The following is a 23,099-nucleotide window of genomic DNA, read 5'->3' as shown; positions in this document are numbered from 1 at the left end:
CGAGTCCGTGTGGGGGCACCACTAAGCCACAGATTTTGAACGAAATTTAGTTACATTGCCGGGTTGTCCGTCCGAACGTCCGAAGCTGTCCGAGTCGGACGTTTTTCAATTTCGCGAAATTCAAGCAGACCAGCATCGTAAAAGAAGGCGAGCAGCACGCCGAAATTAATCCGCGCGCTCGGGTTTGATTGGCTTTGTTCTGCCATGATGTCGAGTTCAGTTTTGGTCATCACACATCACCCGTCATCTGGTTCCATTCGCGGCCATCGAGCAAGCGCCCGGCTGCGCGTTTTCCCACGCGTTGCATCATGTTTAGCTTGTCGCCATGAAAACCCTGACCGCCCTCAAGATTGAGATAACGTTTTTTGTCCCAGTCCCCGGACTTCGGACAATTGCGCCAATCCGGATCATCACGGTCGCGGTCATAAATGCTGATCCACTCCCCCCACTGCTTAAAGAAGAACGCCACGCCAGCCGCTTCGCACTGGTCGCGCAGGGATCTGGCCCAATCCGGGTGCATTGGGCGGGCATTCTTGCCGCTCTCGCCGCCGACGATCACCCAGTCTAGAGCGGCAGCGAGATCACGACGATAGTGCAATCGGTCAAAGATAGATCCGCGCAGGGTATTAAGATGCATGAAAGGGTTGTCGGCCCAGATCATTGTCAGATCAACTGGCCCCAACAGCGGCTCGGCGCTGACAAAGCGCACGGCGGCGGGGGTGGCGAGTAACTCTGGGATACGCTTATCTGCGCTGGGTTGGTCGGAGATCGACGTGCCAAGCCATACGTTGGGTAGCGGAAACTTAGGTACATCGTGCGGAATTCCATGCAGATAGAATCCTGTAAGACCTTCTATTCCACCTCCAAAACCTTGAAATTCAGTTTTGAGCCGATCCATAAGTTTTGTGAGGTATTGGTGCGCGCGATCAGGCCTTTTTGTTAAAACTTGAAATGTGTGCCGCTGATTTCCTGCCATGACGGCGAACACGCGGTCGATCCATTCGTCCGGCACATCCTCATGGAACAGATCGCCATGGGCACAGACAAAGACCATGCGCGGTTTGCGCCAGTGCAGCGGTTTTATCAGTTCGCTTTCGATGAACCGGACCTGACCGTTGAATTGATAGCCGCCCGCCGCGTTGCGTTTGGTCAGGCCTTCGCGGGATGGATGGTTTTTAAGACGTGTGCCCGCCATCGTGGCCGCATAGCAGTTCTTGCACCCATCATCGACCAGAGTGCAGCCGTTGATGACATTCCAAGTTGCGTCTGTCCATTCAATTTTGGTTTTGTCACTCATGCCGCTACCTCGATCTCGGCAATGCTTTCGATCCGCACTGTTTCGCTTGCATCGATCGCGCGGACAAAGACGCGGTGTTTGATGTCGATCTGGTCGAGGATCTGCATGAGGGCGACGACATCGATGTTCATCAGCTCTGTGCCAATCAGCACGTCAAGGTCGGCGCCGGTTTCGGTGATGACACTGGCGGCCACAACGGGATCGCCATGTGCAATCTGCATGGTGATCGCGGCCATGATGATGCCGAGATCAAAGGAGTGTTTGTCTATTTTGGTCATATCAATCCCTCGGTTTCGCGCCGGCAGGAATTGCACAGGCGGTTGTGGGCCCCTTCGCTTTCAAAGGGCGTGGTGCAGCACAGGCAGGGGCGTTTTGTGATGATCCGTTCACGTTCAAGTCTGGCCTTAGTATCCTCAGCCTTATATCGCTGTGTGTGCCACCTGGAGAGGCGTGCGCCGGTGTCGTCATAGACTGCCCAAGATGCGCCGCAGCCGCGGACTGTAAGGGAGGGAGCGACGATCATTTGTGCCAGCCTCCAAACAGCCCAAAAGACAGGCCTGCGAGAAATGCGAGCGCCATGGCGATCAAGAGGTGAGAGGCTTTGTGGCGGTATTTTCGGCCCTGTTTGAAGCCTTCGAACCACCCGGCCGCATTTCCGGCAGCATAGGCCTCTTGGTAGGTCTCTTCGTTGTAGCGAGCAAATTTAGGTTGCATCGTTTGGCTCCTTTTTTTGCGGCCGCTTCACAGCATCGACAGCACGGGCGGCGGTTTCGAATTGGGTGGCCATATAGATTTCGGCCAGTTCAAAGCTGTTGGCGGCGGAGTTGCCCAGGACATCGGCCGTGTCATCTTTGGATGCGCCGCCCGCGCGCGAGCGGCCGCCAAAGGTGCGGCGAAGATCGCGGAATTGGACATCGCGCAGCGCCGGCATGGTGTGTGCCGCATGATCGCGGATCTGGACAAAACGTTTCGAAATCAGGTCATGGTCATAGGGTTTTCCGGTGGCCTCATCGATGATCAAAGCCGGGCTATTCTCGGGCAGGTCCAAAAGGAGCTGAGACAGATCCGGTAGGATTTCCGGGTGGATGGGCATCGCGCCCTGGTTCTTTCGTTTCGAGCGCTCAAAGGACCAGACCAAAGTGCGGGAAATCGTGTTGCCCTGCGCCAATGTGATCCAGGCGAAATCTGTGGGCTTTGCGAGGCGCACGTCTGTTTGGCGCTGGCCTTGATAGAGGGACATGCCGATAGCCAAGGCCATTGCGTGCCGGCCAAGATCGTGCGCGGCTTTGATCAACGCGTCACTTTCCTCCCAGCTCAGGCGACGATTGCGGCCTTTTGGGATCGCTGCACGGATGTTGCGCGCCGGATTGCTGTTTTCCGGTCGCCATCCTTTGCGTTCAGCAAATTCAAACAGGATCGACAGGGTTCGATTGAGCGACAAAGCCTGCCAGTTGCCACGGGCGTCGACGTTGGTGTCGTACCAGGTCGCGACGATTGGTTTCGAGAAATCAGCCACAGCATCGCGGCCCCATTTTTGTTCGATGATATTGAGGTTTGAAGCGTAGCCGGCGCGGGTGCGTTCTGATTTGGAGGTGAATTGTTTCGAGGCACGATACGCCAAGATCAGCGCCGACATGGAGCGATCGCCAGAAGAGCGTGTGGGTTTGGCCCCGGTTTGACGTGCGATTTTGACTTCGCGGTTGAGGCGTTCAGCTTCGCGTTTTGACCAGGTCAATCGGCTCTCGGACAGTTCCACAGGCGTGAAGCCCAAAGCCCGATCAGAGCTGTTGGGTTCCCACCAAATCCGCCAGCCATCGCCACGGCGGCGTTGGCGCAGGCCAGTGATCTTTTCGCGAATGGGGCCGGTCATGCGCGTGCGGCCGCTTTGAGCATGCTGTCGTTAAGTGCCAGCGTGGTTTGCGATGCTTGTGAGCGGGGCAGGCCTTGGCGCGCGATCCATGCCTCAACCTCAGAGCGCCGCCATTTGAGGGGGCGTTGGCAGGTCGGCATTGGCAATGGGAAATCCTGATCGCGTTCCAGATCTTCGCGCTTGCGCCGAAATTCCTGTCCGTCACGGCATCCAATCAGGGGCGCGATTTGGTCGGCTGTGAGATAGGCCGGCTTTGGCGCATAGGCCAGAAAGCTCTGATCCATTTGTGGCGCACGTAGAGAGCCCGCGCGCGATTGCAGGAGTTTCTTAGTCATTGCGATGTGCCTGTTTGTGGCCCGATCTGCACCTGTCGATCGGGCATTGATGTTGGGGGCCGGACGAGTGAGGTCGTGCCGCAGATGCACCCCGTTGGGGTTAGTTTTTTTGCGTCAAATCATGCAAAACTGTGCCGTTGAGAGAAAGTTTCACCATTGGCCAGCGAAATTCGTGATATTCACCGCCGCGCAAGCGATAGCTGACAAAGCGGTTTTTCTTGAGTTGCCCGACATCTACAAAATGTTGTCCGTCAGCATAAAGTTTATGGTGGTATGGGCCCGCATCCGTTATTTCGCCCGTGACCTCATTGCAGCTGAGCCTCAGCAAATCTTGGCCTTGGTCTTCAAACTCAATATCAAAGCCCATCACGCGCCTTCCCGGTGATCTTCGAGGTAGACCACGTTTTCTTTGAGATGTTTGACCATGAGGGTTTGTACGGTGCGGCGCTCGATCAGTTCATCGAGCAACGGGCCCAGGGCGGAGAAGATAAACACGGCTTCGGCCTGGCTGACATCCGCACCGCGGCGAAAGTCATACACTTTGTCGCGGATGGTCAGAAGAGTGTTGTTGTCGATCTCCTCGGGCCGCGCCAAGGGAATGTCATTTGTGGGGATGGTGTCGGGGTGCGTCACGTTGGCCTCCTGAGTTGCGATTTGCTCAAGAGTTAGAGGTAATAACTTGTTACTGTCAAACTAAAAATGTGAGAAATACTAAAAAAGTTAGTTTTTAACGTTTGCTTTTGTAATTTTTGCACGCCGCCTATTGACCAGGATTGTCGTCACTTTGTCGCTTAAGGTGGCGACGATAGTGATTTGTGTGGCGACAACGGCGCCAACTGCACCCTCTGGTCCAATCATATTTCGAAGCGGCCACCAGATCGGCCCAAATATAAAAACAGGCATTACAGCAAGCGCCACTCTGGCCCAATTGTCGCAGGTGCGCTCATAATTCGAGATTTCTTTCCGTTGTTCAGGGGTTAACTCCGCCATTGCGCCACAACCTTTCCTTTGATCACAACGTTATTCCCATCCACCACCAGCACTCTACGATCCTCTTCGACTAAGCTGTCGGCAATCAAGACGGGCGGCTCATGGCGTCGTAGGACGGTTTTCACTTCGCCGCTTTGCCAGTTGTAAATCTGGGCGATAACCACGTCGCCAGCCCGCGTGATCTCTGATTTATGAGTATCTAGCAGGATTTTATCGCCCGGAAGGTAGCCGCCAAGGCGCATTGCTTCGGTGTTAATGGTCCAAACGTCGACACCGGGGCGTTGGCCAAAGAGCGCTGCAATTTTGTTTGTGGTGCTCATTGCGGCCGGGCTTGCGCGGTATGGCTCCGCGTCACTTTCTGAAAATCCCTGCCTGATAGTCTCAAGGGAACTTTCTGTTATGACGGGATTTCCCTGGGCATCGACGGCACCTGCTCGACGCAATATTTCATCAAGGGGCTGGTTAAGAGATGTGGCAAAGGCTTGTGCCCAGTCCAGGCTCATCTTCTGACGCCCTGCATAAATGTGAGATATGTTTGATCGCGCCCGCCCTACGAGGTCAGCGATCTGGTCAGATGTAACTCCGGCCTCTTTTTGCTTTTTCTTGAACCAGCTCACGTCAATCATGTGTGTTAGGTAAGCGCTTGTGACTAACAATAAACGTGAGAAAAACTAAAAAAACAGTTGATGACTAAAATTTATGTCGCTACATCTAGCGTCATGAGTAATCACCTTACACCACTTCAAGTATGCGAACGCATCATCGGCTCGGTCGAGGATCTGGCGCGTATATGCGGGCAATCCGCTAAGGCCGGCTATCAATGGCGGCGCGGATCTCAATGGCGTGATGCTGGCGACTTTCCCGCAACCCGTCATCAGCGGGCGATTTTGGCGCATGCCGCCAGGAAAGGCCTGCCGCTTGAGGCGGATTGGCTGATTTTTGGGGCGTCTGAGCGCGAGGTCGATTTGGCGCTCGCAGCCCATGCGGCGCGTTCGACCTCTGGATTGTCGCTGGCCGATATGGCCGCCGCCGATTTGCAAGGGATGGCGGCGCAATGATTTCTGCCTCGCTCGCATTTCCCACCTGTTCCGATGCGAGCGCACCTCGCGGGCGCGGTTTTCGACATTTTCCGCGCCCGCCTTTTCTTCGTTTCGCGCATGGGGGCGGTGGTGATGCACCGTTTTCATGCGGGCAGGGCTGTCGATGCAGCGATAGCCCATGCCCGAGCCACATGTCCCGAAAGCAGGGTGGTGCGCGAGAAATTCAAATCCGTCTGTTCGAGCAAACATCAACGATGGAGCAGGCGGTGCTTGGGATGTGGCGGACATCACATCCCAAAGGCGGTGCTGGGGGACAGGCAAGCCCCAGCACCGCAGCCAATTTGGAGGATGCGGTATGAGCCGAGACCATTCTATTTTGAGAGGCCGTGCGCTTGAGGCGGCATTGAAGGCCAAGGGCGGTGCGCTTGATCCGAAAGAGGTTGAGGCGCTTTGGTTGCGCGCCAACAGGGTTCTTGAGCGCGATGACCCGTTTTTCGCGGCCATCCAAGAGTTTGTCACCCTGTTTCCGGTCAGGCGCTTTACGCCGCAGCTCGTCAGCCTGGGCGATGATTTGGCCGATGCGGTGATTGCCGCTCAGCCGGCGCCGAATATTGCGCCCCAATCCGCGATCAAAATTGACCACTGGCAGGATCGGAAAGACATCAATGGCTGATTTGAAACTGACCCTAGCCGATCAACTTTTGGCCAATGCCGTCATGTGCATCGCTGGTGCGCCGATCACCGTGAGCGACGATGATGTCGCACCGATGGTGGTCGAGATCATGAAAGAGCTGATCCCGCACGCAAACCGCGATCATTGGTATGTCGGCAAGCTGGTCGATGCGGCGGAAATCATCGTGGCGCAGTACCGCGAGCGCAAGCCCGGCTATGCCAATGACGCCTTTCAAGAGGCCCGCCGCGCCACGCGTCTTTTCGCCTTTTGGCGCTTGGGCGAGGGCTACGAGATTTTCAAACAGGGGAGGGCCGCATGATGGAGACGGTCAAGGATATGATTGAGCGCCGCAAAGATGACAAGCAGGTGCTTGATGCTGAGATCCGTGTTTTGCAGCGCGTCAATGATTTTGTGGTGGGCGTCAAAGATGTGATCCCCGACATTGAGATTGATGTGGACTGTCCGCGTGACGGTGCGATCACGATCCGCATGTTCGTCGGCTCGGATGTGGAGCGGGTGGAGAATTCCGGAGCGACGTTTCTATCAGATATGCAACGTTTGAAAGACAGATGCCCGCCTTTTCAGCGCATGTGTGATGCAGTTCAGACCGTCGATGCGCTGGCATCCATTTCGAGTTTGCAGAATTTCGAACATTTGGAATTTCGGGACACAAATTTTATTCATCCGAAAGCTTCCGATCCAGACAAAACCCTGCCCCCACCCCCCAACGATTACAAAACCGGCGACTGGACCGACGAAGAGATCGAGCTTGCCAAAAACATGGATGCCTCCGGCAAGTCGATTGCAGAGATTTCAAGCGCTCTCAATCGTCGCGGCCCCGGTGTCTCCGCCAAATTGCGTGCCTTTGCCCGCGCGGCTTCTGATCCGGTCGCCGAGGCAGCGGCACCAAAACCCGACGCCGAGGGCCCGGTGTCGGAGGTGCGCGACGAGGTGGGCGGGATCTCCTCCTCCCTTCCTGACCATCCCGTCGCGCACACCCCAAAGATCAAGGCCACCAATGGTGTCGCCCGGGATATGCCAAAAGACGTGTGGGAGACACATGTCGGGTTGATTGCGGTGGAGTGTGCCAATGATCCGTTTTGGACGATTGAGCGCTATTTGATCCTGGCTGAAGCTTTGTTGCGCGGTGACGGCATCCCCGGCGCGATTGCAGCCTTGTCCAAATTTGATGGATGCCCGTCACGTCAGGCAATGATCAACGCTTGGAAGATGCTTTGCCCGCAGGTGACGATCGAGAACCAAAAGCGGTTGATCATGGCGCTCAAAGCACGGGTGGCAAAATGACCCACCAGCCTTGCCGCTATTGCGGATCTTATCACAGCCTTTTGGCATCACGTGGCCCAAAAGGCACGCGGATCATTTGCCCAACTTGTATGGCCAGCGGCCCCGTGCGGCGCAATGAGGCGCAAGCCTGGGCGGCATGGGATCAACGCGACGTCTGCGCGGTCTGTGTGCCGCAGATGGAAACCAAAGGGAGCGAGATGGCCCCAAAAGGAGAAAGCTCATGAAGTTTTACACAAACCCATTTCGTCTAAAGCCACCCTATCAGGGTGTTGAGCCGATGACCTGCGCCGATGCGGCAGCCGCTGCGCCGTTCAAAGAAGGCGACACTGTGCTCTTAAAATCGGGCGGGCCGCTCATGACGGTTGTCTATCCTGCGAGCTGCGGCGGAGAAGTTCAATGTTACTGGTTCAATGCGAGCACCTTGGAAACTGAGAGCTTTCCAGCGGCTTGTCTCATGGATGGTCGCAACTGTCCGAACCCATTTTAACCCCCGAAGGAACCAAATGCCCTGCAGCCACCTTGAATGCGCAGGCTTTTGCCCGACCTGCAGAGCCGAAGAAGAAGCCCTCGGACCTCCGGCGACAATCAACCATCTCAAAAAGGAGATACTCATGAGCAAAGACGAACAGGCCATCGAGGCCGAAATCCAGAAAAAGGGCAAAACTGGTCCGCGCATCACGCCTGACATGCTTGATGCCGAAATCGTGGATGAGGATTACCACGTTTTCCCACGCACGCAGATGACGGTTTGTGTGTTGACGCTCAAGAACGGGTTCACCGTGATCGGCAAGAGCGCTTGTGCCGATCCGGCGAATTTCGATGCGGATCTGGGCCGCATGATTGCCCGCGACGGCGCTCGCAACAAGATCTGGCCCTTTCTTGGCTTTCGCCTGAAGGACCAGATCGCAGCGGGGGAGGTGTGAGGATGGATTTGACCGATGACCGCATTCAGAATGGTGCTGGCGAAGAGAATGGGCCCGAGCCGTGGCGCGCGCAGATAATTGAGAACATCGCGCGCGTCACCCATGAGGCCAATCGCGCGTGGTGTCTGGCGCACGGCGACCGCAGTCAGCCGACATGGGACGATGCGCCCGGCTGGCAGAAGGACAGCGCGCGTGCCGGCGTGCAATTTCACCTGGACAATCCCGATGTCGGCGACAGCGCGTCGCATGATAATTGGATGGTGCAGAAAATCGCCGACGGCTGGGTCTACGGCGATGAAAAGGATCCGCAGGCCAGCCCGCCGACGCATCCCTGCCTCGTGCCGTTCGAAGAGTTGCCCGAGGCGCAACAGATCAAGGATGCGCTGTTTCGCAGCATTGTCCACGCGATCGCAGGCGGGGTGTGAGCGATGCAAAAAGCCTATGAAAAATGTGCTATCGGCCAGTTCGATCCAAAGCAAATGCTTGAGCTGATCCCGGCTCAGAATGGTGGGTATGTGCTGCGCGCACCTAATGCACGTAGGGAAGAAAACAGCATTGTCGGGTCCTATACCTCTGCCGAGGATTTGATTGAAGCCCTGTCTGCAGTGCTGCTGGAGCACTGACAATGAACACCCGCCAGACATATTCGATCGATGAGATCAAACACATGTTGCTCGGGCGGGTGGGCGAGGTGGCGCAGCATTATGCGCCGCCTGCCAATGGGTCATATGAGGCCTTTGGCAAATATTTCACGCTCAATCCGGGGCGAGCTGATCGCAGTGTGGGCAGTTTCTATGTCCATCTCTCCGGACCCAATGTCGGCAAGTGGGCGGATCATGCGGTGGAGAGCACTCCGGGCATTGGCTATGGCGATATCCTTGATTTGATTGCGCTGTCTTGCCGTTGTGACATGCAAGGAGCCTTGGCCGAAGCGCGGGCCTATTTGGGGCTGCAGACGTTGTCGGCCGAGGATCGCGCGCGGCGCGAAGAGGCGGGCCGCAAAGCCGCCCAGGAGCGCAAGGCCGCAGAGGCGCGCGACAAAGAGAAAGCCAAAAAGCGGGCCGATCAAGCACTGTCTATTTGGCTGTCCGGCCAGGAGAAAATTCGCGATACGCCGGTTGAGGCCTATTTGCGCGATGCGCGGGGCATTGACCTGGCTCAATTGGGCCGGCAACCGCGCGCGCTGCGCTATCATCCCGAGACATTTTACCAGCATATTGACCGCGAGACGGGCGAGGTTTTTGAAGCCAAATTGCCCGCGATGTTGGCGATCGTGAATAACAAACACGGCAAGCCCGTCGCGCTGCATCGCACCTATCTCGGCCGTGACGCGCAGGGGCGATGGCGCAAGGCCGATCTACCCTGTGGCAAAGCCAAAAAGGTGTTGGGTGCCTATCGCGGGGATTGGATCAATATTTGGACCGGCGCAGGGCCGCGCGGCGGTAAGGGCAAGCCCTTAAGCGCCGCCGATGGGGCGCAGCACGTCTATATCGCCGAGGGCATCGAGGACGCTTTGAGCGGTGTGTGCCTGTTGCCGGAGGCGCGGTTTATCGCGGCGATTTCGCTGTCCAACATGGGCGGGCTTGATTTGCCACGCTGTGTTGAGCGCGTGACGTTGATTGCCGATCGCGACGAAAACGAGGCCGCAAAGGCGCAGCTGCAATTGGCGATCCGCCAGCACCAAAAAGCCGGCCGTGTTGTGCGGATCTGGCAAAACACGATCGGCGGCAAGGATCTAAACGACGCGCTGCGCGCTGTGCGTGGGGAGGGTGCGGTATGAAATCCTATTTCTTCAAAATTCGCGGCTTCGCTGAGTGTCAGGAATATGGCGAGACCAGAAGCAAGGCCCGCTACAAGCTTTGGCTACGCTTCTCTGAGGCGTACCCATGCACGTTTGACGAATTCATGGGGAAATGCACATGACCCCCAAACTCCCCCTTTCAGATCGGCTCCGCATGGTGCGGGTGATCCCGTCTTACGTCCTGACGATGGACGAGGCGGACAGTCAGTTTGTGGAGCAGGCGGTGCGCGAGAAAGAACAGCGCGAGACACGGGGCGCTTCGAAACAGCCCGAAATGCGCCGTTTGGCACAGGCTTTGATTTTCGGGCTGTCGATCGCCTGCGCTGGCCTTGCGGCTCTGTTGATTTACGGGGTGCCGTGACGTGCAACCAAAACCCACAAAACCAAAAAAAGTTCGGAGGGCAGAATGACAGAATGGAAAGTCGAAGGGCCAGTAGACGACTGGAGCGGTGATCCGAGTATGTCAGTCGTGCCCAGCAGAAAATCATCAGAGCCGCGTAGCGCAAGCGCGTTGGCTGCAGAGTTGGCAAATGCGCCGGAGGCACCGGCAATCGATCAAAAAGGAGACGGCAATGGGCGGAATGATGACGCAGGACGAGCAAAGAAGCCAAGTGGACCAGGTGCGAATGGAGCTGCGGATGGAGCAAAAACGACGTCTGGACACAGTTATGGAGGCAGCCAGCGTCCACACGGTGAAATTTTCAGGCACTGCCCTGTCAAGGCTTTGGGGATCTACGGCGATCTATCCTTTTATCTCGACGTAAGGGGGCAGCTGAGAGACGTTAAAAAGCATGACCTGGACACGATCCGCCACATCTTTGGCGGTCGCATTGGCCTTTTGTCATCTGTTTGGCCGCAGTACGACAAAGATTTTGCGCCCAAAAAGGGCAAGTTTGACCAGAATGACGCGGCATTCGCGATGGTTCAGGCCTGCGAGGAGCGCGGTGTTTGGTCGCCGACAGGGCGCGTGCGCGGATCTGGGTCGTGGGTGGATGATGACGGTAAGCTGATTTTCCACGCTGGTGACCAGATCCTCATGAGCAACGGAGAATGGGTCGATCCGGGCGTGTATGACGGCAAGGTCTATTCGGCCTCGGACAGGATCCCACGCCCCTCTGACAAAGTCGGCCGCGACGATCCGGCGCAAAAGTTGCTTGAGCTGATCGGCAGCTGGAATTGGCGCAGGCCAGACGTGGACCCAATGTTGGTGCTGGGCGTCATCGGCGCGCAGATGTTGGGCGGCGCACTTGATTGGCGGCCGGTGACCTGGCTGACGGGCGATCAAGCCACCGGGAAATCCACGTTTCAGAAGCTGTTAAAGAACGTTCATGGTGGCAGTGATGGACTTTTGCAGGCCTCAGATGCCACGGAAGCCGGCATTCGATCGGTGATTGGCTATTCGTCCTTGCCGGTCGCCATCGATGAGCTTGAGCCCGACGATGATCCACGCAATTCGAAGGCCAAAAACATCATCAAACTGGCGCGTATCGCGGCCAGTGGTGACCAGATTTTGCGCGGTTCTACGGATCAAAAGGGTTACCAGGGCAACGCTTATTCCTGTTTTGTATTCAGCTCGATCCTTGTCCCCCCGCTCCCCCCACAGGATCGGTCTCGCCTCATTCTCTTGGACCTCAACGAGATCCCCAAAGAGGCCCGGAAATTGGAGCCAGATTGGCGGCAGGTGCGCAACCTGGGCGCGGGCTTGCGGCGGCGGTTGATCGATGGCTGGACCACATGGCCCGAGCGTCTTGACCTATGGCGCGCAGCGTTGGCGACGGCGGGCTATGGCGGCCGGCACGCCGACAACTATGGCACGGTCTTGGCGATGGCCGACATGTCGATGAATTCGGCCTTGCCGACAGAGGATATTTTGACGGGATGGGTCGAAAAACTCGTGCTTTATCTTAAAGATGACACGTCCGAGGTCGGCAGCAACGCGCAAGACATGCTCGGTTGGTTGATGGGTCAGCCGCTCGATGTGTGGCGGCGTGGGATGAAGGTCAACGTCGCCACGTGGATTGCGATGGCAGCCAAATTGCCGGGCTCACGACAAGAGATCGACACGGCCAACTCCGAGAACGCAAACACCTATCTGGCGCAATTTGGGCTACGTGTGCGTGGGCTCGGAGATAGCGCAGAGTTGGCGATTGCCAATAGGCCCGTGAACCAGTTGGGACAGTTATTTGAGGGATCGCCCTGGGCGGGAGGCGTGTGGCGGCAAGCGGCGAGAAGGGTGTCTGGATCATACGCCGCACCCTCTGCGATGTCATTTGCGCACAACTCATCCCGCGCGACATGGATACCGCTGCGCGCCATCGCTGGCATGCTGGATTTCCCAATGGACAAGCCCACCAGCAGCGCGGGCGGCGCAGATTTTTCGACCGAGGGCTTCGCATGATCATGTCCGAAATTGTTAAGGCCTTGGGATATAAAGATTGTTTGGGCCTTCCCCGCACCCCGATTTGGGCCTATATTTCGCGGGCGATGGCGCTTTGCGCCGTGGGTCCGGGGCTGCGACGCTGCGACGCTCTGAAATCCACCGTCGCAGGCTTTTGTCGCAGTGATTTGCGATTTAAAACAAAGGCTTATGGTGTATCTGCGACGCTGCGACGCTTTTACACGCTCTCTCATGTACATGCACACACGCACACGCACACACGTGATTTCACGTGTCGCACCGTCGCATCGTCGTATCTATTACTTATCTTATTGATAATAAAAGAAAACTATTACGACGCTTGCTGCGACGGTTGCCAAGACATGTGTCGCAAACCGTCGCGGACATTAGCTAACCCTCTGAAAAACAATAAAAAAGGGGGTTTTTAATGGCCAAGCCAAAGAACAGTTTTGAGACCATGGCGCGGGCGGCGGCTAAGCGGCTCGACAAAGTGCGCGCTGAGGGTGAGCAGCTGTCACTTTTGCCGGATGAGGGTGGACTGACACCCGCACAGGCGGGGAGCGTGTCGGCTGGTCGCCCGAAGGGTGCCAAAAACAAGGGTTCGACGCAGATGCGCGAATGGCTGGCATCCAAGGGCTACAGGATGCCCGAGGATGTCTTGGCCCAGATGGCAGGTCTCGCGAAATCCCAAGACGCCATGCTCACCGCCATGGAGAGCGCCGAGCGGGCCTTGGCGTGGGCCTATGATGGGGCCACTGCGCCGACAAAGGGCGTAGGGAGCAAGCCCATCGTGCCCACGGCAAGCGCCCGCCTCAACACGTTCCTGCAGTTCTACGCGATCCAATTGCGCGCCGCTGACGCGCTTTTGCCCTACGGCGCGCCCAAGGCCACGCCAGACGTACAGGTCAACCAAAACACCACCGTGATCGTGCCTATGGCCCCTCAGGCGGCGCATGATCCGGCAGCGTTTGCGCGCGATGTGACGCCCGCAAAAGGTGGTCGGATGGTGCCCGCCGATGTCGCCTTTGAAAGGCAACAAAATCAAGAGGTTAGCGGTTCCGATTTGGACAATTCGGATGAGGATTTTCGGACGTGAAAGCTAAGTCATTGAAAAACAAAGGCGAAACATGCCGCGATCTACTGATTGAAAATCAGTGTGTTTTGGTGTGTGGGATCGATCGCGCCGCTGGCCCAGACGTCTCGGTGGTCTGGGAGCTTGATGCATCTTTGACCCCCCGGGGGGTGGTCTCGCGCGAAGCCTGTCGCCCCACTGTGCGACCCCATACAGCATCTTGGGAGGATCGGCAGGTATGATTTTTTGCGCGAACCTTGGATTGCGAGATTGGGGTCGGGGGGGCCGCTTTGGGGCTCCCGACACGGGGTCGGGGGGATCCTCTCCCATCAATCAAACGCAAAAGGCGAAAGACGATGCGGAAGAGGACGCGCTGAAAGCCTATTTGAGTGAGGTTTCGGCGAAAGAGGCAATTGACAACGTAGAGGCAAATTTATTCCAGGGCAAGATCGAAGATCTGCTTGAGGAAGTGAGCGACGGTCCATCTTTCCCAGGGCCAATCTCTGAGGCGTTCTATTGGTCCAATGGTGATGTGATCGGCATTCAGGGGCCGGTTGGATCGGGCAAGACCACCACATTGATGAAATCGCGCCTGCGCCGTGCCATTGAAATGCCGCGCTCTACCATCGATAAGGTGCGCCGCTACAAAGTTCTGTTCATCCGCGAAACCTACCGCCAACTTTGGTCAACCACGATCCCCTCCTACCTTGAGGCCTTTCCAAAAGAGATGGGCCAGTGGTCCGGTGGGCGCGGTGATCCCGTGACGCACAAAATGCGATTTGAGGATGTCCATGGCCCGATCGAGTTTGTGACCGAGTTCATGGCGTTCGGTGATGACATCATCGCCTCGATGCGCGGTGTGCAGACCACCGACATCGTTCTCAACGAGGCGGACACCATGCCCGTCGATATCCTGACTGTCGGCATAGGCCGGATCGACCGCTGGCCCGCCCGCGAGCATTTCGACGGCCTTCCGATCAATTTGCGCTCTTATGGTCAGGTTTGTTGCGACTTCAACGCGCCGGATGAAGAAAACTGGACCTTCAACGTGTTCCACGACGAGGAGCATCGCACTCGAATGATGGAGGAGTTGTCTGCGGACCTGCCCGAGGGTGTGGACGCCATTCAAATCCTGTTCTTCCTCCAACCCGGATATGGCGAAACTGGTTGCGAAAACCTTCAAAACCTTTCGCCGACCTATTATCCACGCCAAATTGCCTCAATGAAACTGGCCGGGCGTGGCGATATGGTCGAACGCCTCGTTTACAACAAAATCACCTACATGCGTGTGGGTGATCCGATCTTTCTCAAACACTTCAATCGCCGGATCCATGTCGCGGAAAACACGCTTCAGCCGATCTCGGGCATCCCTCTGAGCATCGGGCTTGACCAGGGCTTTAAAGCGGCGGCTGTGATCGGCCAATTCATCCCTTCAGGCCATCACGGCTATTGGCGGCTCTATGCGGAGCTGCACTTTCCCAAAGAGCGCCTGTTGGCCAAGGTCTTTGGCGATCGGCTTGCCGAGCTTTTGGGGGATCCTCGCTTTTCCCGCTTCCGCGTCGATGGCGCATGGGGCGATATGGCCGGCGAGCAAGGATCATCCTTGGCCGATGATGAGAATGAAAACTGGAACCTGCTTGCAGGTGCAGCCGCTGGCATCACGATCATGCCCCAAAATATCGGCGCCAACCGAATTAACCCACGCCTTGAGGCAATGCGGTCCGCCCTCGATGCGCCAATCATCCAGGGCAACCCCGGATTGCTTGTCGATCCGTCGATGAAGTTTTTCATTGCCGGCATGACCGCCCGCTATGTCTGGACCGATACCGTCGACAAGAACGGCGACAAACGCAAAATTCCAGACAAGAGCTTTACCGAGGCCAACGTCATCGATGCCTCACAATACCTGTTCCTGTCGCAGTTCATGGCCAATGGCATGAGCCCCAACTCAATCCCCAACGACAATGGACGTATGGGCCACAACGGTGGTCCAGCGCTTAATGACCGGCGTTCAGCTATTGAGACCGCCTATGACATCCTCAACCCCTATGGAGACTGACAATGCCTAAAACTGACACCACAACCCCGTTTGAAGAGTACCGCGACAGCCTTATTCGCAACATCGAGGAAAGCGGATTTCTGATCCTCAAAACCTTGATCTACGGCGCTCTTTTGCTCCTCTTGCTCTCGGCAGCATACCAAAATGGCCAAGGTGTCACCTACGCGGGTGCGGCCTTCTTTGCGTCCCTTGCAGCGGTGTTTTTCCAATACGTCGCCGCACAGTGCCTTTACACCTATGAGACCGGCGGCGGTTCCATTTTGGAAAGCATCGGCTGGTGGTCCTTTGTGTTGGTTTTCCTCTGCTCTGCGATCTCGGCCGCGCTTCTTCTTGCCGCGTTCCTTCGCATCTCGGGGGCTTTGGCATGAACGCGCGCAACACAACCCCGATCTGCATCTATCACGCCAATTGCGCGGACGGGTTCACTGCCGCCTGGCTGGTTCATTCCGCACTCAGTGGCGCTGTCGAGCTGGTGCCGGCCAGCTACGGCGATACGCCGCCCGATGTGAAGGGGCGCGACGTGGTGATCGTCGATTTCAGCTACAAGCGCGAGGTGCTGAAAGAGATCGCCAAGGTGGCGCGATCGATCCTGATCCTCGATCACCACAAGACGGCGCAGGAGGATCTGGCGGCGGGAGATGGCATCGTCGATATTTCCAAATACACCGGCGAATTGTCCTGGTCGCGCCATATGATGAATGTCGCACAAGATCAAATCGAGTGCGCCCCGAATGCGCAGATTTATGTTCTTTTCGATATGGAGCGCTCCGGCGCGCAGCTCGCATGTGATTTCTTCTTTGACGATAATCGACCGATGCTGGTCGAATATGTGGCGGATCGGGATCTCTGGAAATGGGAACTGTACGGATCGCGTGAGGTCTCGGTGGTGATTGCATCCCATGAATTTACGATTGAGGTGTGGTCTGAGCTTGAGCATGTGCTCGACTTTCAAAGCTCTCTCGAAGATCTGATCTCAGAGGGAAAGGCCATCCTGCGCAAGCATAACCGCGACATCCGCCAGATGCTTGAGATCACCAAGCGCGAAATGGTGATCGGCGGCGTGAGCGTCCCGGTCGCAAACCTGCCCTACACCATGGCCTCCGACGCCGCCGGTCTCATGGCCGAGGATGCGCCCTTTGCCGCGACCTATTTCGACGGGCCGGAGGGGCGGGCATTCTCTCTGCGCTCACGCGGTGAGAAAGGCGCGGACGTGTCCGAGATCGCCAAGGCCTATGGCGGCGGCGGTCACCGCAATGCGGCAGGTTTCAAAATGCCGATCGGCTGGGAGGGGGATGCGGAATGACCCCTTTCAACGGTTTGACGCCCGCAGAGGCTGAGCGGCTCGCGATGTTGATCGAAGAGTGTGGCGAGGTCATCCAGATCGCATCGAAGGTTTTGCGCCATGGGTATGATAGCTATCACCCAAATGATCCGAGCACAGATAACCGAGAACTTCTTTCTCGGGAGCTGACGGATCTAATCAGCATTCATGTTCTGATGATGTCACGCGGTGATTTGCGAGAAGTTCCTGTGGTCGATGTACAGCCGACAATCGACCGCAAAATGACTTTTGCGCATCATCAGTGATGCCATAAGAGGTTTCCGCAAGTGGATGATTTTAAAATGTTTAATTCGATGCTTGCGGAAGCGCGACAGAAATACTGTGCACCGGAAGTTGGTGCACAGGGGCGCAAAGAGAGGCCCGCCGGGATCGGTCACAATGCCGGACCGGAGCTGGCAAAGAGGCCAGAACCGTTCGGTCTACGCGCCGCATGGCTGGGTTTTGCCAATGAGATGGAGCTGCGCCGCCTGGCGAAGCTCGAACGCAGGATCGAGCGTAAGAAGCAAGCGCTTCAGGTGCTCGTGGGTGAGCGTCAGCTCATCATGAGGCGATGCATCCGCCGGATGCGACGCAATGCCAACAAAAACTGACAGGAAAACCACGACATGACAAAACAAACCTTTGACATCGTTGCCCTGAAAACCCTCTCGGATATGATTTCTGAGGGATGGGATCACAACCCGACCAACCTGGAGCATGTGCTGACCACCGAGCATGGCGCGAAATTTTATGTTCGCTCGGGCAAGGCATACCTCAATTTGAGCGGTCTTAAAATCAGCGCCGCCGAACAGACGCCCCACGCCACCCTCATGTACAACTGGGCCAACAAAGCCCGTCGTGAGATTTTGAAAGCGGGGTGATGTGATGCCAAAATTTTCTCGCAGAGCGCACTCGGTTTCCGCAGTCTTCTATGCTGGGCTGTTGGATGCTGGCCACTTCAATCTGCCGTATAGAATGCGGCTCCAATTTCGTTCCAATGATCAGGAATACAACCCGATTGCCACGCTATATATGCCAGAATGGCTTGTTCTGGCGCTCAGCTACGACCTTATCAAGGTCGAGCCTATGAGCAAAGATAACGATTATCTTGTGATCAAGGGGAAGGATGGAAAAGACCAGCCTGTCGAAAGTAATTCTTGGATCATTTGTGACAGCCAGGGGAACTTGAGTTCCATGTCTCGCGACGAATTTGAAGATGAATTTGAGCGGGCTGTCGATCAATGATCTCTGTTCGCGATTTTGATGATCTGGCTGCATTGTCGGTGTTTCAGTTCCTCGATGTCGATGATCGACGCGAGGCGGAGCTGACGCGCGGGCAGGGTGGGCCGCTGATCGGTCTTTGGGCCGACTGGCGCGCGATGCGATCGGCACATGTGCTCTCGATCGTGGCGCATGTGTCCGAAGCCCCAGCGTCAACGGCCTTTGCCGTGCTCGCGCTTGGCAATACCGGTCAGGCCGGTGTCGCCCAGGCTGCGCTTATTGCGCGCGACCATACGAAATTTCGCCGTCCGCTTGCTGAGCTTGCGCTCACGATCAGAGACGAAATGCCCCGCTTTTGCCTTGAGCGAGGGATCCATCGCATCGAGGCCCGTGCCTGGGCGGATCATCCGCGCGCGTCCCGGTTTCTCGATGCGGTCGGTTTCACCCATGAAGCCGATATGCCAGGTTTCGGCGCTGACGGTGCCGTGACCTTTCGCCAGTTCGCCTGGCTTTCCCCAGACCTTCAGCAAGGAGCGTAACCCATGTGTCTTTCCACCCCTAAAATCTCGGCCGCACCCCAGATTTTTGCCTCGAGCGATAACAGCGAAGCTGTGCGCCAAGCTGACATTGAGGCCCGTCTGCGCAAGCGTCGGGCAGGTGCAGCTGCAAACATCCTGACAAGTTCAAGCGGCATTCCGTCGTCGCCAAAACTTGGGAGTGCCGCATAATGGCCAAACAAGATCACAATTTTAACGATCCAATCTTTGCCAAAGAGGCGATGCGCCGTTGGGATGAGCTGCGGTCAAACCGCACGCCATTCGAGCAAGATTGGAACGACATTGCAAAGCTCATTCGTCCACAACGCGGCGGTTTCGGCCTCGACAATGTCGGTTCTCGCACACTCGAAAAGCCCCTTTCGAGCGAACCCATCATGGCCTCAAATGCAATGGCCGCTGGGCTTTACGCAGCGATCACAAACCCGGCAAACCGTTGGGCGGGTTTGGAAACCCCCGATGAGGATTTCAACAAGTGGAAACCCATGGCGCGGTGGAATGACATCGCCACATCGCGCGTCTTGGCGTCGTTCCGCCCAGCCAATTCAACGTTCTACAGCTCCACCTATCAAGGCTATGCCGATGTCGCGGCCTTTGGGCAATTTGCTCATTATGACGAGATTGATATGGAGCAGCGCCGGTTCATCGATGTGACCATGTCGCTGGCCGAGGTGGTGATTGACTATGATGCTCATGGCCAAGTTTGCGAAATGGTGCGCCGCTACTACATGAAACCGCGGGCTGCGGTACGCTATTTCAAAAAGCGTGGCGATGCATTGCCGGCCAAGTTGATTGAATTGGCAGAAAAAGGCCAGAATGATGACATCGCCTTTTTCCACCATGTTTGTCTGAACGACAGTTACTCAGTTGGAAAATTGGGGCCTTCTGGCAAAAAATACCTTTCGGTTCATGCGACGGAAATGGATGAAACCACCATTCGCATTTCTGGCTATCACGAAATGCCAACCTATTACCCGCGTTGGGATGTGGATAGCGGCCAGACCTATGCAACAGGACCGGGTTTTGTGGCGCTGGCATCGGCACGGGTCAACCAACAAATGGAAGCCGCCACGTTGCGCAGCGCCCAGGATGCCGCAGACCCGACAATTCTAGCCCCCAGCCGCAGGTTTATGCCACTTGATGGCCGCATTCGTCCGGGATCTGTCCTGTATGGAGGCATCAGTGTGCGCGGCGATGCAATGGTTAAAGCGCTCAATAAGACGAGCCAGATCGGCCTGACCATGGAAGAAAAGCGCGCCAAAATGGAGGAGATCAAAAACGCGTTTTATTATTCCCTCATGTCGATGCACAACCGGACGGGGCTCAACTCCGAAGAAGTACAGATCATGCAGGAAGCGCAGCTGCGCAATTGGGCCCCGCATTCTGATCGGATCATGGAAGAATACGCCGCGAAAAAGGTTGAGCGACGCTTTGCGATGCTATGGCGCGCAGGTCAAATCCCACCCCCGCCCAAAGAAGCGCAGGGCTTGCCATTGATGGTGCGCTACCAGTCAGCGGCCACCATGGCGCTGAAAGCTCGCGAAGCCATCGCTGTGCGTCAATTCGTCAATGATCTCGGCGCTCTGTCTCAGCTTTCATCCTCCAACACGCGTGCCGGTGATCGCTTTGATGAAGATGCAGCGATCGAGACACTGCATGATGCCAGCCCGACCTTGCCGGCATCAATCCTTCGGTCGCGTGAAGAGGCGAACCAGATCTCTCAATCCCGCGCAGCACAGCAGGAACAACAGATGCAGCAACAACAGCTGATTGAGGCGGCCAAGGCCGGGGGTGGTCTCGCAAAAGATCTGGCTGCGGCAGGCATGACCGGGGGTGGCCAGTGAAGATTTGGGATCGTCTCACGATGGCAGTCTCCATTTTTCTGAATGGGGATGAAAACGAAGCCGAACAGATCGCAGCCTCACGCGCCGCTGGCCAAATGTGCCAGCGGTGGTCTGAAGCCGCGGCGCAATGCCCAGAGTTGGTCGCAGACGTCATCCGTTTGGGCGGCCTCTTGGAGGTTGAGCCTTTTCAATACGATCCGGAAACGGGTCGTTCAAAACCACGTAGCGAAACGCGTGATCCCTATCGCGAGTTTGAAAAGAAAGGCGCACGACAATTTGCGCTGGTTCTTTTGGCAGCGATGCAAATCAATCAACAAGAAATCAATCAACTGATGGAGACTTCCGAATGAAAATCAGCAGCATGGCACTTTTCGCGCAGTTTATGAAACAACCGCTTTTTGCACCGCAAGATGATCTTGGCGGCGGTGATGTGCCCGCGCCGGCGGCAAATGATGCGCCTCCTCCGGCAGGCAGTGATACGCCCGCGCCGGCGGCAAATGATGCGCCTCCTCCGGCAGGCAATGACACACCATCGACGCCTGGTGGAAGGGCTCAAAGCTCAGCGATGATCAACGCAGCTCGCTTGAAGCTCTGGGCTTGACGGTCGATGATCCTATCGATGCGACCGCAAAGCTCATTGATATGGAGCGCAATGCAAAAAAACGCCTTGGCGCAAGTCCAGACCAATTGATCCAAAAGCCAAAGGACGGTCAGTCCGTCGCCGAATGGATGCATGAAAACCGCAATGTTTTTGGCATCCCGGAAGCCCCCGATAAATATGAAATCGCTATGCCTGAAGGTTTCGGAACAGGGCCGAATGATCTCAAGTGGGATGCAGATTTTGAAACCAAGGCGCGAGAAATGGCGCACAAGCACGGCATCCCCGGCGAAGCGCTTCAGGAGCTGACAAACCTCTATGCGAGCAAGGTTCAAGGCCTGTCCCAAGATGCAGATGCTCAATACGAAGCCAGCAATCAAAAAATGATGGGCGAGCTGAAAACAGATTGGGGCGATCAAACCACTGCCAAAATTGCAATGGCAAAAAGCGCCGCAGAAATGTTGGCCACAACGGCAGGTCTGGGCAGTGAGCAGCTTTCCGGCATTGCACAGGTTCTCTCTGATAAAACAGGCGATGCCGGCGCAATCAAAATGTTTGCCGCCATCGGTGAAATGATGGCCGAGGATGGTGTTGGAAAACTGCCTGGAAATGGCGGGTCATTGGCCATGACGCCAGCCAATGCGCGCGCAGAATTGAATAAGCAAAAAGCACCAGGCGGAGAGTACTATGAAGCCGTCGCGAAAGGGGATACCGCCACTCTTGCACGTTTGAAACCAAAGATCGATCAACTGGAAAAACAGGCCGCCCCACAATAAACGATCCCAAAATCGCTGGTGACCACCAGATATGCCCCGTGTTGAAAAATGCGGGGCATATTTTGTTTTGTCTTGACTTTGGTTCATGCCTGCATTTTAGGTGATTCTAGGCCGGGCGACCCCACGGGGTCCGGTGACGCCGGGAATAGACCGGCGACTAGGCGGATGATACCCGTCAGGTGCGGGTCCGGATATGCCGGGCGACCCCTCCGAAATCTCACAACATACAGATGATTTTTCGTAGGAGGGGCAAAATGTCCTTTGAACAAACAGTCGAAGCGCACCACAAGCTTGCGTTTACCGGCAACGTTAAAATGGTTGCGCAGCAACTTCAAAACCGGCTGCGGGCCGCTGTCACCATCGTCACTGCCACGGGCGAGGCGCAAGACGCCGCAGATCTGATGGGGGCTCTTGATTACATCGAGGGCGAAGATCGCAGCCGCCGCAACGTTGAAAACGTGCCGGAGCGCAGCCGCCGTTGGCTTGTGCGTCCGCTTGAGATCAAAAGCGGCCAATACATTGACACCGTCGACAAGTTCGATCTTGCGCTCGATCCCACGGGCCAGTTGATGAAGAACCATGTTAAAGCCGTTGATCGTGGCATCTTTGATCGTATTATGGGTGTGCGCAAAGGCTCTGATAACAAGTTTGAAATTTCCGGTTCCGGCATCCTCGGCAAAGTCACCGAAGGCAAGCGCCCCAATTCCAACAAGGCTCTTCCGGCGGCCAATTACACCGTGCATGGCGGCACAGGTCTGACCCTGACAAAATTGCGGGCGGCGACGGAAGCCATGGAATTGCAAGACTTCGGTCTTGAAACAGACGATCAGATCTACGCCGCGATTTCGCCAAAGCAAAAAACGGACCTTCTCAATATCGCGATGGATGCTGGCCTTGATCTCAACAAGTTTGAGGTCGAACAGATCAAAAGTGGCGAGCGACGACGCTGTTGGGCATTGAATGGATCTTCACCAACCGTCTGCCCTACAACGCGTCCGGGCAACGCTTGATCCCGCTCTGGT

The 23,099-nt window shown here is 56.3% G+C and carries 36 protein-coding genes; 26 read left to right on the top strand and 10 right to left on the bottom strand.

Annotated features, from left to right (window positions below):
• Positions 1–50: 50 nt before the first annotated feature.
• The 10 genes from C8029_RS04255 to C8029_RS04210 all read right to left on the bottom strand — a co-directional run bounded on the left by C8029_RS04255 (position 51) and on the right by C8029_RS04210 (position 5,118).
• Positions 51–230: a hypothetical protein gene (locus C8029_RS04255; RefSeq protein WP_152002328.1), complete on the bottom strand. Its 180-nt coding sequence runs from the start codon at positions 228–230 to the stop codon at positions 51–53.
• Positions 230–1,297: a phage Gp37/Gp68 family protein gene (locus C8029_RS04250; protein ID WP_152002327.1), complete on the bottom strand. Its 1,068-nt coding sequence runs from the start codon at positions 1,295–1,297 to the stop codon at positions 230–232. The genes C8029_RS04255 and C8029_RS04250 overlap by 1 nt, the downstream gene beginning before the upstream one ends.
• Positions 1,294–1,575: a hypothetical protein gene (locus C8029_RS04245; RefSeq protein WP_152002326.1), complete on the bottom strand. Its 282-nt coding sequence runs from the start codon at positions 1,573–1,575 to the stop codon at positions 1,294–1,296. Before C8029_RS04245 ends, C8029_RS04250 begins: the two co-directional genes overlap by 4 nt.
• Positions 1,576–1,816: 241 nt before the next feature.
• The gene (locus tag C8029_RS04240; RefSeq protein WP_152002325.1) at positions 1,817–2,011 is read right to left on the bottom strand and encodes a hypothetical protein; all 195 of its coding nucleotides are present in this window, start codon (positions 2,009–2,011) and stop codon (positions 1,817–1,819) included.
• Positions 2,001–3,167, bottom strand: coding sequence for a site-specific integrase (locus tag C8029_RS04235; RefSeq protein ID WP_152002324.1), 1,167 nt, complete (start codon positions 3,165–3,167; stop codon positions 2,001–2,003). Before C8029_RS04235 ends, C8029_RS04240 begins: the two co-directional genes overlap by 11 nt.
• Positions 3,164–3,502 (bottom strand): helix-turn-helix transcriptional regulator, encoded by a 339-nt coding sequence (locus C8029_RS04230; RefSeq protein WP_152002323.1) that lies wholly within the window; start codon positions 3,500–3,502, stop codon positions 3,164–3,166. The genes C8029_RS04235 and C8029_RS04230 overlap by 4 nt, the downstream gene beginning before the upstream one ends.
• Positions 3,503–3,602: 100 nt before the next feature.
• Positions 3,603–3,869: a hypothetical protein gene (locus C8029_RS04225; protein ID WP_152002322.1), complete on the bottom strand. Its 267-nt coding sequence runs from the start codon at positions 3,867–3,869 to the stop codon at positions 3,603–3,605.
• Positions 3,869–4,135, bottom strand: coding sequence for a hypothetical protein (locus C8029_RS04220; RefSeq protein WP_152002321.1), 267 nt, complete (start codon positions 4,133–4,135; stop codon positions 3,869–3,871). The genes C8029_RS04225 and C8029_RS04220 overlap by 1 nt, the downstream gene beginning before the upstream one ends.
• 87 nt (positions 4,136–4,222) lie before the next feature.
• A complete protein-coding gene (locus C8029_RS04215; protein ID WP_152002320.1) occupies positions 4,223–4,492 on the bottom strand; it encodes a hypothetical protein in 270 nt (89 codons plus the stop codon).
• Positions 4,480–5,118 carry a LexA family transcriptional regulator gene (locus C8029_RS04210; protein WP_193217585.1) on the bottom strand — a complete coding sequence of 213 codons (639 nt, stop codon included), beginning with the start codon at positions 5,116–5,118 and terminating at the stop codon, positions 4,480–4,482. Before C8029_RS04210 ends, C8029_RS04215 begins: the two co-directional genes overlap by 13 nt.
• A gap of 93 nt (positions 5,119–5,211) precedes the next feature.
• Here C8029_RS04210 and C8029_RS04205 point away from each other — a divergent pair, with 93 nt between their 5' ends.
• From C8029_RS04205 to C8029_RS04080, 26 genes are all read left to right on the top strand, one after another.
• A complete protein-coding gene (locus tag C8029_RS04205) occupies positions 5,212–5,550 on the top strand; it encodes a hypothetical protein (protein ID WP_152002318.1) in 339 nt (112 codons plus the stop codon).
• Positions 5,551–5,887: 337 nt separating this feature from the next.
• Positions 5,888–6,205 carry a hypothetical protein gene (locus C8029_RS04200; RefSeq protein WP_152002317.1) on the top strand — a complete coding sequence of 106 codons (318 nt, stop codon included), beginning with the start codon at positions 5,888–5,890 and terminating at the stop codon, positions 6,203–6,205.
• The gene (locus C8029_RS04195; protein ID WP_152002316.1) at positions 6,198–6,524 is read left to right on the top strand and encodes a hypothetical protein; all 327 of its coding nucleotides are present in this window, start codon (positions 6,198–6,200) and stop codon (positions 6,522–6,524) included. The genes C8029_RS04200 and C8029_RS04195 overlap by 8 nt, the downstream gene beginning before the upstream one ends.
• Positions 6,521–7,510 carry a hypothetical protein gene (locus C8029_RS04190; protein ID WP_152002315.1) on the top strand — a complete coding sequence of 330 codons (990 nt, stop codon included), beginning with the start codon at positions 6,521–6,523 and terminating at the stop codon, positions 7,508–7,510. The genes C8029_RS04195 and C8029_RS04190 overlap by 4 nt, the downstream gene beginning before the upstream one ends.
• Before the next feature lie 220 nt (positions 7,511–7,730).
• Entirely contained in the window at positions 7,731–7,997 is a 267-nt protein-coding gene (locus tag C8029_RS04185; protein WP_193217584.1) for a YodC family protein, read from the top strand.
• Positions 7,998–8,121: 124 nt separating this feature from the next.
• Positions 8,122–8,433: a Gp49 family protein gene (locus C8029_RS04180; protein ID WP_152002313.1), complete on the top strand. Its 312-nt coding sequence runs from the start codon at positions 8,122–8,124 to the stop codon at positions 8,431–8,433.
• A gap of 2 nt (positions 8,434–8,435) precedes the next feature.
• Positions 8,436–8,858 carry a RyR domain-containing protein gene (locus C8029_RS04175; RefSeq protein ID WP_152002312.1) on the top strand — a complete coding sequence of 141 codons (423 nt, stop codon included), beginning with the start codon at positions 8,436–8,438 and terminating at the stop codon, positions 8,856–8,858.
• Between the two features lie 3 nt (positions 8,859–8,861).
• Positions 8,862–9,056 carry a hypothetical protein gene (locus C8029_RS04170; RefSeq protein ID WP_152002311.1) on the top strand — a complete coding sequence of 65 codons (195 nt, stop codon included), beginning with the start codon at positions 8,862–8,864 and terminating at the stop codon, positions 9,054–9,056.
• A 2-nt stretch (positions 9,057–9,058) separates the two neighbouring features.
• The gene (locus tag C8029_RS04165) at positions 9,059–10,213 is read left to right on the top strand and encodes a DUF7146 domain-containing protein (RefSeq protein ID WP_152002310.1); all 1,155 of its coding nucleotides are present in this window, start codon (positions 9,059–9,061) and stop codon (positions 10,211–10,213) included.
• Positions 10,214–10,352: 139 nt separating this feature from the next.
• Complete coding sequence (locus tag C8029_RS04160; protein ID WP_152002309.1) at positions 10,353–10,595, top strand: hypothetical protein; 243 nt, start codon at positions 10,353–10,355, stop codon at positions 10,593–10,595.
• Positions 10,596–10,806: 211 nt separating this feature from the next.
• Entirely contained in the window at positions 10,807–10,998 is a 192-nt protein-coding gene (locus C8029_RS04155) for a hypothetical protein (protein WP_152002308.1), read from the top strand.
• A gap of 272 nt (positions 10,999–11,270) precedes the next feature.
• Positions 11,271–12,632, top strand: coding sequence for a hypothetical protein (locus C8029_RS04150; protein ID WP_152002307.1), 1,362 nt, complete (start codon positions 11,271–11,273; stop codon positions 12,630–12,632).
• Between the two features lie 427 nt (positions 12,633–13,059).
• Positions 13,060–13,728, top strand: coding sequence for a hypothetical protein (locus C8029_RS04145; protein ID WP_152002306.1), 669 nt, complete (start codon positions 13,060–13,062; stop codon positions 13,726–13,728).
• Between the two features lie 214 nt (positions 13,729–13,942).
• Positions 13,943–15,763 carry a hypothetical protein gene (locus tag C8029_RS04140; protein WP_152002305.1) on the top strand — a complete coding sequence of 607 codons (1,821 nt, stop codon included), beginning with the start codon at positions 13,943–13,945 and terminating at the stop codon, positions 15,761–15,763.
• Positions 15,764–15,765: 2 nt separating this feature from the next.
• Positions 15,766–16,131: a hypothetical protein gene (locus C8029_RS04135; protein WP_152002304.1), complete on the top strand. Its 366-nt coding sequence runs from the start codon at positions 15,766–15,768 to the stop codon at positions 16,129–16,131.
• The gene (locus C8029_RS04130; protein ID WP_152002303.1) at positions 16,128–17,066 is read left to right on the top strand and encodes a DHH family phosphoesterase; all 939 of its coding nucleotides are present in this window, start codon (positions 16,128–16,130) and stop codon (positions 17,064–17,066) included. Before C8029_RS04135 ends, C8029_RS04130 begins: the two co-directional genes overlap by 4 nt.
• Complete coding sequence (locus C8029_RS04125) at positions 17,063–17,350, top strand: nucleoside triphosphate pyrophosphohydrolase family protein (protein WP_152002302.1); 288 nt, start codon at positions 17,063–17,065, stop codon at positions 17,348–17,350. Before C8029_RS04130 ends, C8029_RS04125 begins: the two co-directional genes overlap by 4 nt.
• Positions 17,351–17,371: 21 nt before the next feature.
• Positions 17,372–17,695 carry a hypothetical protein gene (locus C8029_RS04120; RefSeq protein ID WP_152002301.1) on the top strand — a complete coding sequence of 108 codons (324 nt, stop codon included), beginning with the start codon at positions 17,372–17,374 and terminating at the stop codon, positions 17,693–17,695.
• Positions 17,696–17,710: 15 nt separating this feature from the next.
• Entirely contained in the window at positions 17,711–17,965 is a 255-nt protein-coding gene (locus tag C8029_RS04115) for a hypothetical protein (RefSeq protein ID WP_152002300.1), read from the top strand.
• A 4-nt stretch (positions 17,966–17,969) separates the two neighbouring features.
• Entirely contained in the window at positions 17,970–18,329 is a 360-nt protein-coding gene (locus tag C8029_RS04110) for a hypothetical protein (protein WP_152002299.1), read from the top strand.
• The gene (locus tag C8029_RS04105) at positions 18,326–18,844 is read left to right on the top strand and encodes a hypothetical protein (RefSeq protein WP_152002298.1); all 519 of its coding nucleotides are present in this window, start codon (positions 18,326–18,328) and stop codon (positions 18,842–18,844) included. The genes C8029_RS04110 and C8029_RS04105 overlap by 4 nt, the downstream gene beginning before the upstream one ends.
• Before the next feature lie 188 nt (positions 18,845–19,032).
• Entirely contained in the window at positions 19,033–20,703 is a 1,671-nt protein-coding gene (locus C8029_RS04100) for a portal protein (RefSeq protein WP_152002297.1), read from the top strand.
• Positions 20,704–20,723: 20 nt separating this feature from the next.
• The gene (locus C8029_RS04095; protein WP_152002296.1) at positions 20,724–21,053 is read left to right on the top strand and encodes a hypothetical protein; all 330 of its coding nucleotides are present in this window, start codon (positions 20,724–20,726) and stop codon (positions 21,051–21,053) included.
• Positions 21,050–21,304, top strand: a complete 255-nt coding sequence (locus tag C8029_RS04090) for a hypothetical protein (RefSeq protein WP_152002295.1) — start codon at positions 21,050–21,052, stop codon at positions 21,302–21,304. The genes C8029_RS04095 and C8029_RS04090 overlap by 4 nt, the downstream gene beginning before the upstream one ends.
• Positions 21,301–22,077: a hypothetical protein gene (locus C8029_RS04085; protein ID WP_152002294.1), complete on the top strand. Its 777-nt coding sequence runs from the start codon at positions 21,301–21,303 to the stop codon at positions 22,075–22,077. Before C8029_RS04090 ends, C8029_RS04085 begins: the two co-directional genes overlap by 4 nt.
• Positions 22,078–22,331: 254 nt before the next feature.
• Positions 22,332–23,087, top strand: a complete 756-nt coding sequence (locus tag C8029_RS04080) for a phage capsid protein (protein ID WP_226946220.1) — start codon at positions 22,332–22,334, stop codon at positions 23,085–23,087.
• Positions 23,088–23,099: the final 12 nt, after the last annotated feature.

It is taken from the genome of Roseobacter sp. TSBP12, from assembly GCF_009129705.1.
Taxonomy (GTDB): domain Bacteria; phylum Pseudomonadota; class Alphaproteobacteria; order Rhodobacterales; family Rhodobacteraceae; genus Celeribacter; species Celeribacter baekdonensis_A.
This window is presented reverse-complemented; position numbering and strand designations above follow the sequence as displayed.

Excerpts from the sequence above, each read along its gene's own strand:
- C8029_RS04145 (WP_152002306.1), top strand. The coding sequence starts at position 13,060 with ATGGCCAAGCCAAAGAACAGTTTTGAGACCATGGCGCGGGCGGCGGCT.
- C8029_RS04230 (WP_152002323.1), bottom strand. The coding sequence starts at position 3,502 with ATGACTAAGAAACTCCTGCAATCGCGCGCGGGCTCTCTACGTGCGCCA.
- C8029_RS04250 (WP_152002327.1), bottom strand. The coding sequence starts at position 1,297 with ATGAGTGACAAAACCAAAATTGAATGGACAGACGCAACTTGGAATGTC.
- C8029_RS04210 (WP_193217585.1), bottom strand. The coding sequence starts at position 5,118 with ATGATTGACGTGAGCTGGTTCAAGAAAAAGCAAAAAGAGGCCGGAGTT.
- C8029_RS04205 (WP_152002318.1), top strand. The coding sequence starts at position 5,212 with ATGAGTAATCACCTTACACCACTTCAAGTATGCGAACGCATCATCGGC.
- C8029_RS04130 (WP_152002303.1), top strand. The coding sequence starts at position 16,128 with ATGAACGCGCGCAACACAACCCCGATCTGCATCTATCACGCCAATTGC.
- C8029_RS04175 (WP_152002312.1), top strand. The coding sequence starts at position 8,436 with ATGGATTTGACCGATGACCGCATTCAGAATGGTGCTGGCGAAGAGAAT.
- C8029_RS04240 (WP_152002325.1), bottom strand. The coding sequence starts at position 2,011 with ATGCAACCTAAATTTGCTCGCTACAACGAAGAGACCTACCAAGAGGCC.
- C8029_RS04215 (WP_152002320.1), bottom strand. The coding sequence starts at position 4,492 with ATGGCGGAGTTAACCCCTGAACAACGGAAAGAAATCTCGAATTATGAG.
- C8029_RS04165 (WP_152002310.1), top strand. The coding sequence starts at position 9,059 with ATGAACACCCGCCAGACATATTCGATCGATGAGATCAAACACATGTTG.
- C8029_RS04160 (WP_152002309.1), top strand. The coding sequence starts at position 10,353 with ATGACCCCCAAACTCCCCCTTTCAGATCGGCTCCGCATGGTGCGGGTG.
- C8029_RS04100 (WP_152002297.1), top strand. The coding sequence starts at position 19,033 with ATGGCCAAACAAGATCACAATTTTAACGATCCAATCTTTGCCAAAGAG.
- C8029_RS04235 (WP_152002324.1), bottom strand. The coding sequence starts at position 3,167 with ATGACCGGCCCCATTCGCGAAAAGATCACTGGCCTGCGCCAACGCCGC.
- C8029_RS04095 (WP_152002296.1), top strand. The coding sequence starts at position 20,724 with ATGGCAGTCTCCATTTTTCTGAATGGGGATGAAAACGAAGCCGAACAG.
- C8029_RS04190 (WP_152002315.1), top strand. The coding sequence starts at position 6,521 with ATGATGGAGACGGTCAAGGATATGATTGAGCGCCGCAAAGATGACAAG.
- C8029_RS04080 (WP_226946220.1), top strand. The coding sequence starts at position 22,332 with ATGTCCTTTGAACAAACAGTCGAAGCGCACCACAAGCTTGCGTTTACC.
- C8029_RS04255 (WP_152002328.1), bottom strand. The coding sequence starts at position 230 with ATGACCAAAACTGAACTCGACATCATGGCAGAACAAAGCCAATCAAAC.
- C8029_RS04195 (WP_152002316.1), top strand. The coding sequence starts at position 6,198 with ATGGCTGATTTGAAACTGACCCTAGCCGATCAACTTTTGGCCAATGCC.
- C8029_RS04225 (WP_152002322.1), bottom strand. The coding sequence starts at position 3,869 with ATGGGCTTTGATATTGAGTTTGAAGACCAAGGCCAAGATTTGCTGAGG.
- C8029_RS04125 (WP_152002302.1), top strand. The coding sequence starts at position 17,063 with ATGACCCCTTTCAACGGTTTGACGCCCGCAGAGGCTGAGCGGCTCGCG.
- C8029_RS04245 (WP_152002326.1), bottom strand. The coding sequence starts at position 1,575 with ATGACCAAAATAGACAAACACTCCTTTGATCTCGGCATCATCATGGCC.
- C8029_RS04155 (WP_152002308.1), top strand. The coding sequence starts at position 10,807 with ATGGGCGGAATGATGACGCAGGACGAGCAAAGAAGCCAAGTGGACCAG.
- C8029_RS04090 (WP_152002295.1), top strand. The coding sequence starts at position 21,050 with ATGAAAATCAGCAGCATGGCACTTTTCGCGCAGTTTATGAAACAACCG.
- C8029_RS04105 (WP_152002298.1), top strand. The coding sequence starts at position 18,326 with ATGATCTCTGTTCGCGATTTTGATGATCTGGCTGCATTGTCGGTGTTT.
- C8029_RS04170 (WP_152002311.1), top strand. The coding sequence starts at position 8,862 with ATGCAAAAAGCCTATGAAAAATGTGCTATCGGCCAGTTCGATCCAAAG.
- C8029_RS04135 (WP_152002304.1), top strand. The coding sequence starts at position 15,766 with ATGCCTAAAACTGACACCACAACCCCGTTTGAAGAGTACCGCGACAGC.
- C8029_RS04110 (WP_152002299.1), top strand. The coding sequence starts at position 17,970 with ATGCCAAAATTTTCTCGCAGAGCGCACTCGGTTTCCGCAGTCTTCTAT.
- C8029_RS04180 (WP_152002313.1), top strand. The coding sequence starts at position 8,122 with ATGAGCAAAGACGAACAGGCCATCGAGGCCGAAATCCAGAAAAAGGGC.
- C8029_RS04150 (WP_152002307.1), top strand. The coding sequence starts at position 11,271 with ATGAGCAACGGAGAATGGGTCGATCCGGGCGTGTATGACGGCAAGGTC.
- C8029_RS04115 (WP_152002300.1), top strand. The coding sequence starts at position 17,711 with ATGACAAAACAAACCTTTGACATCGTTGCCCTGAAAACCCTCTCGGAT.
- C8029_RS04200 (WP_152002317.1), top strand. The coding sequence starts at position 5,888 with ATGAGCCGAGACCATTCTATTTTGAGAGGCCGTGCGCTTGAGGCGGCA.
- C8029_RS04185 (WP_193217584.1), top strand. The coding sequence starts at position 7,731 with ATGAAGTTTTACACAAACCCATTTCGTCTAAAGCCACCCTATCAGGGT.
- C8029_RS04140 (WP_152002305.1), top strand. The coding sequence starts at position 13,943 with ATGATTTTTTGCGCGAACCTTGGATTGCGAGATTGGGGTCGGGGGGGC.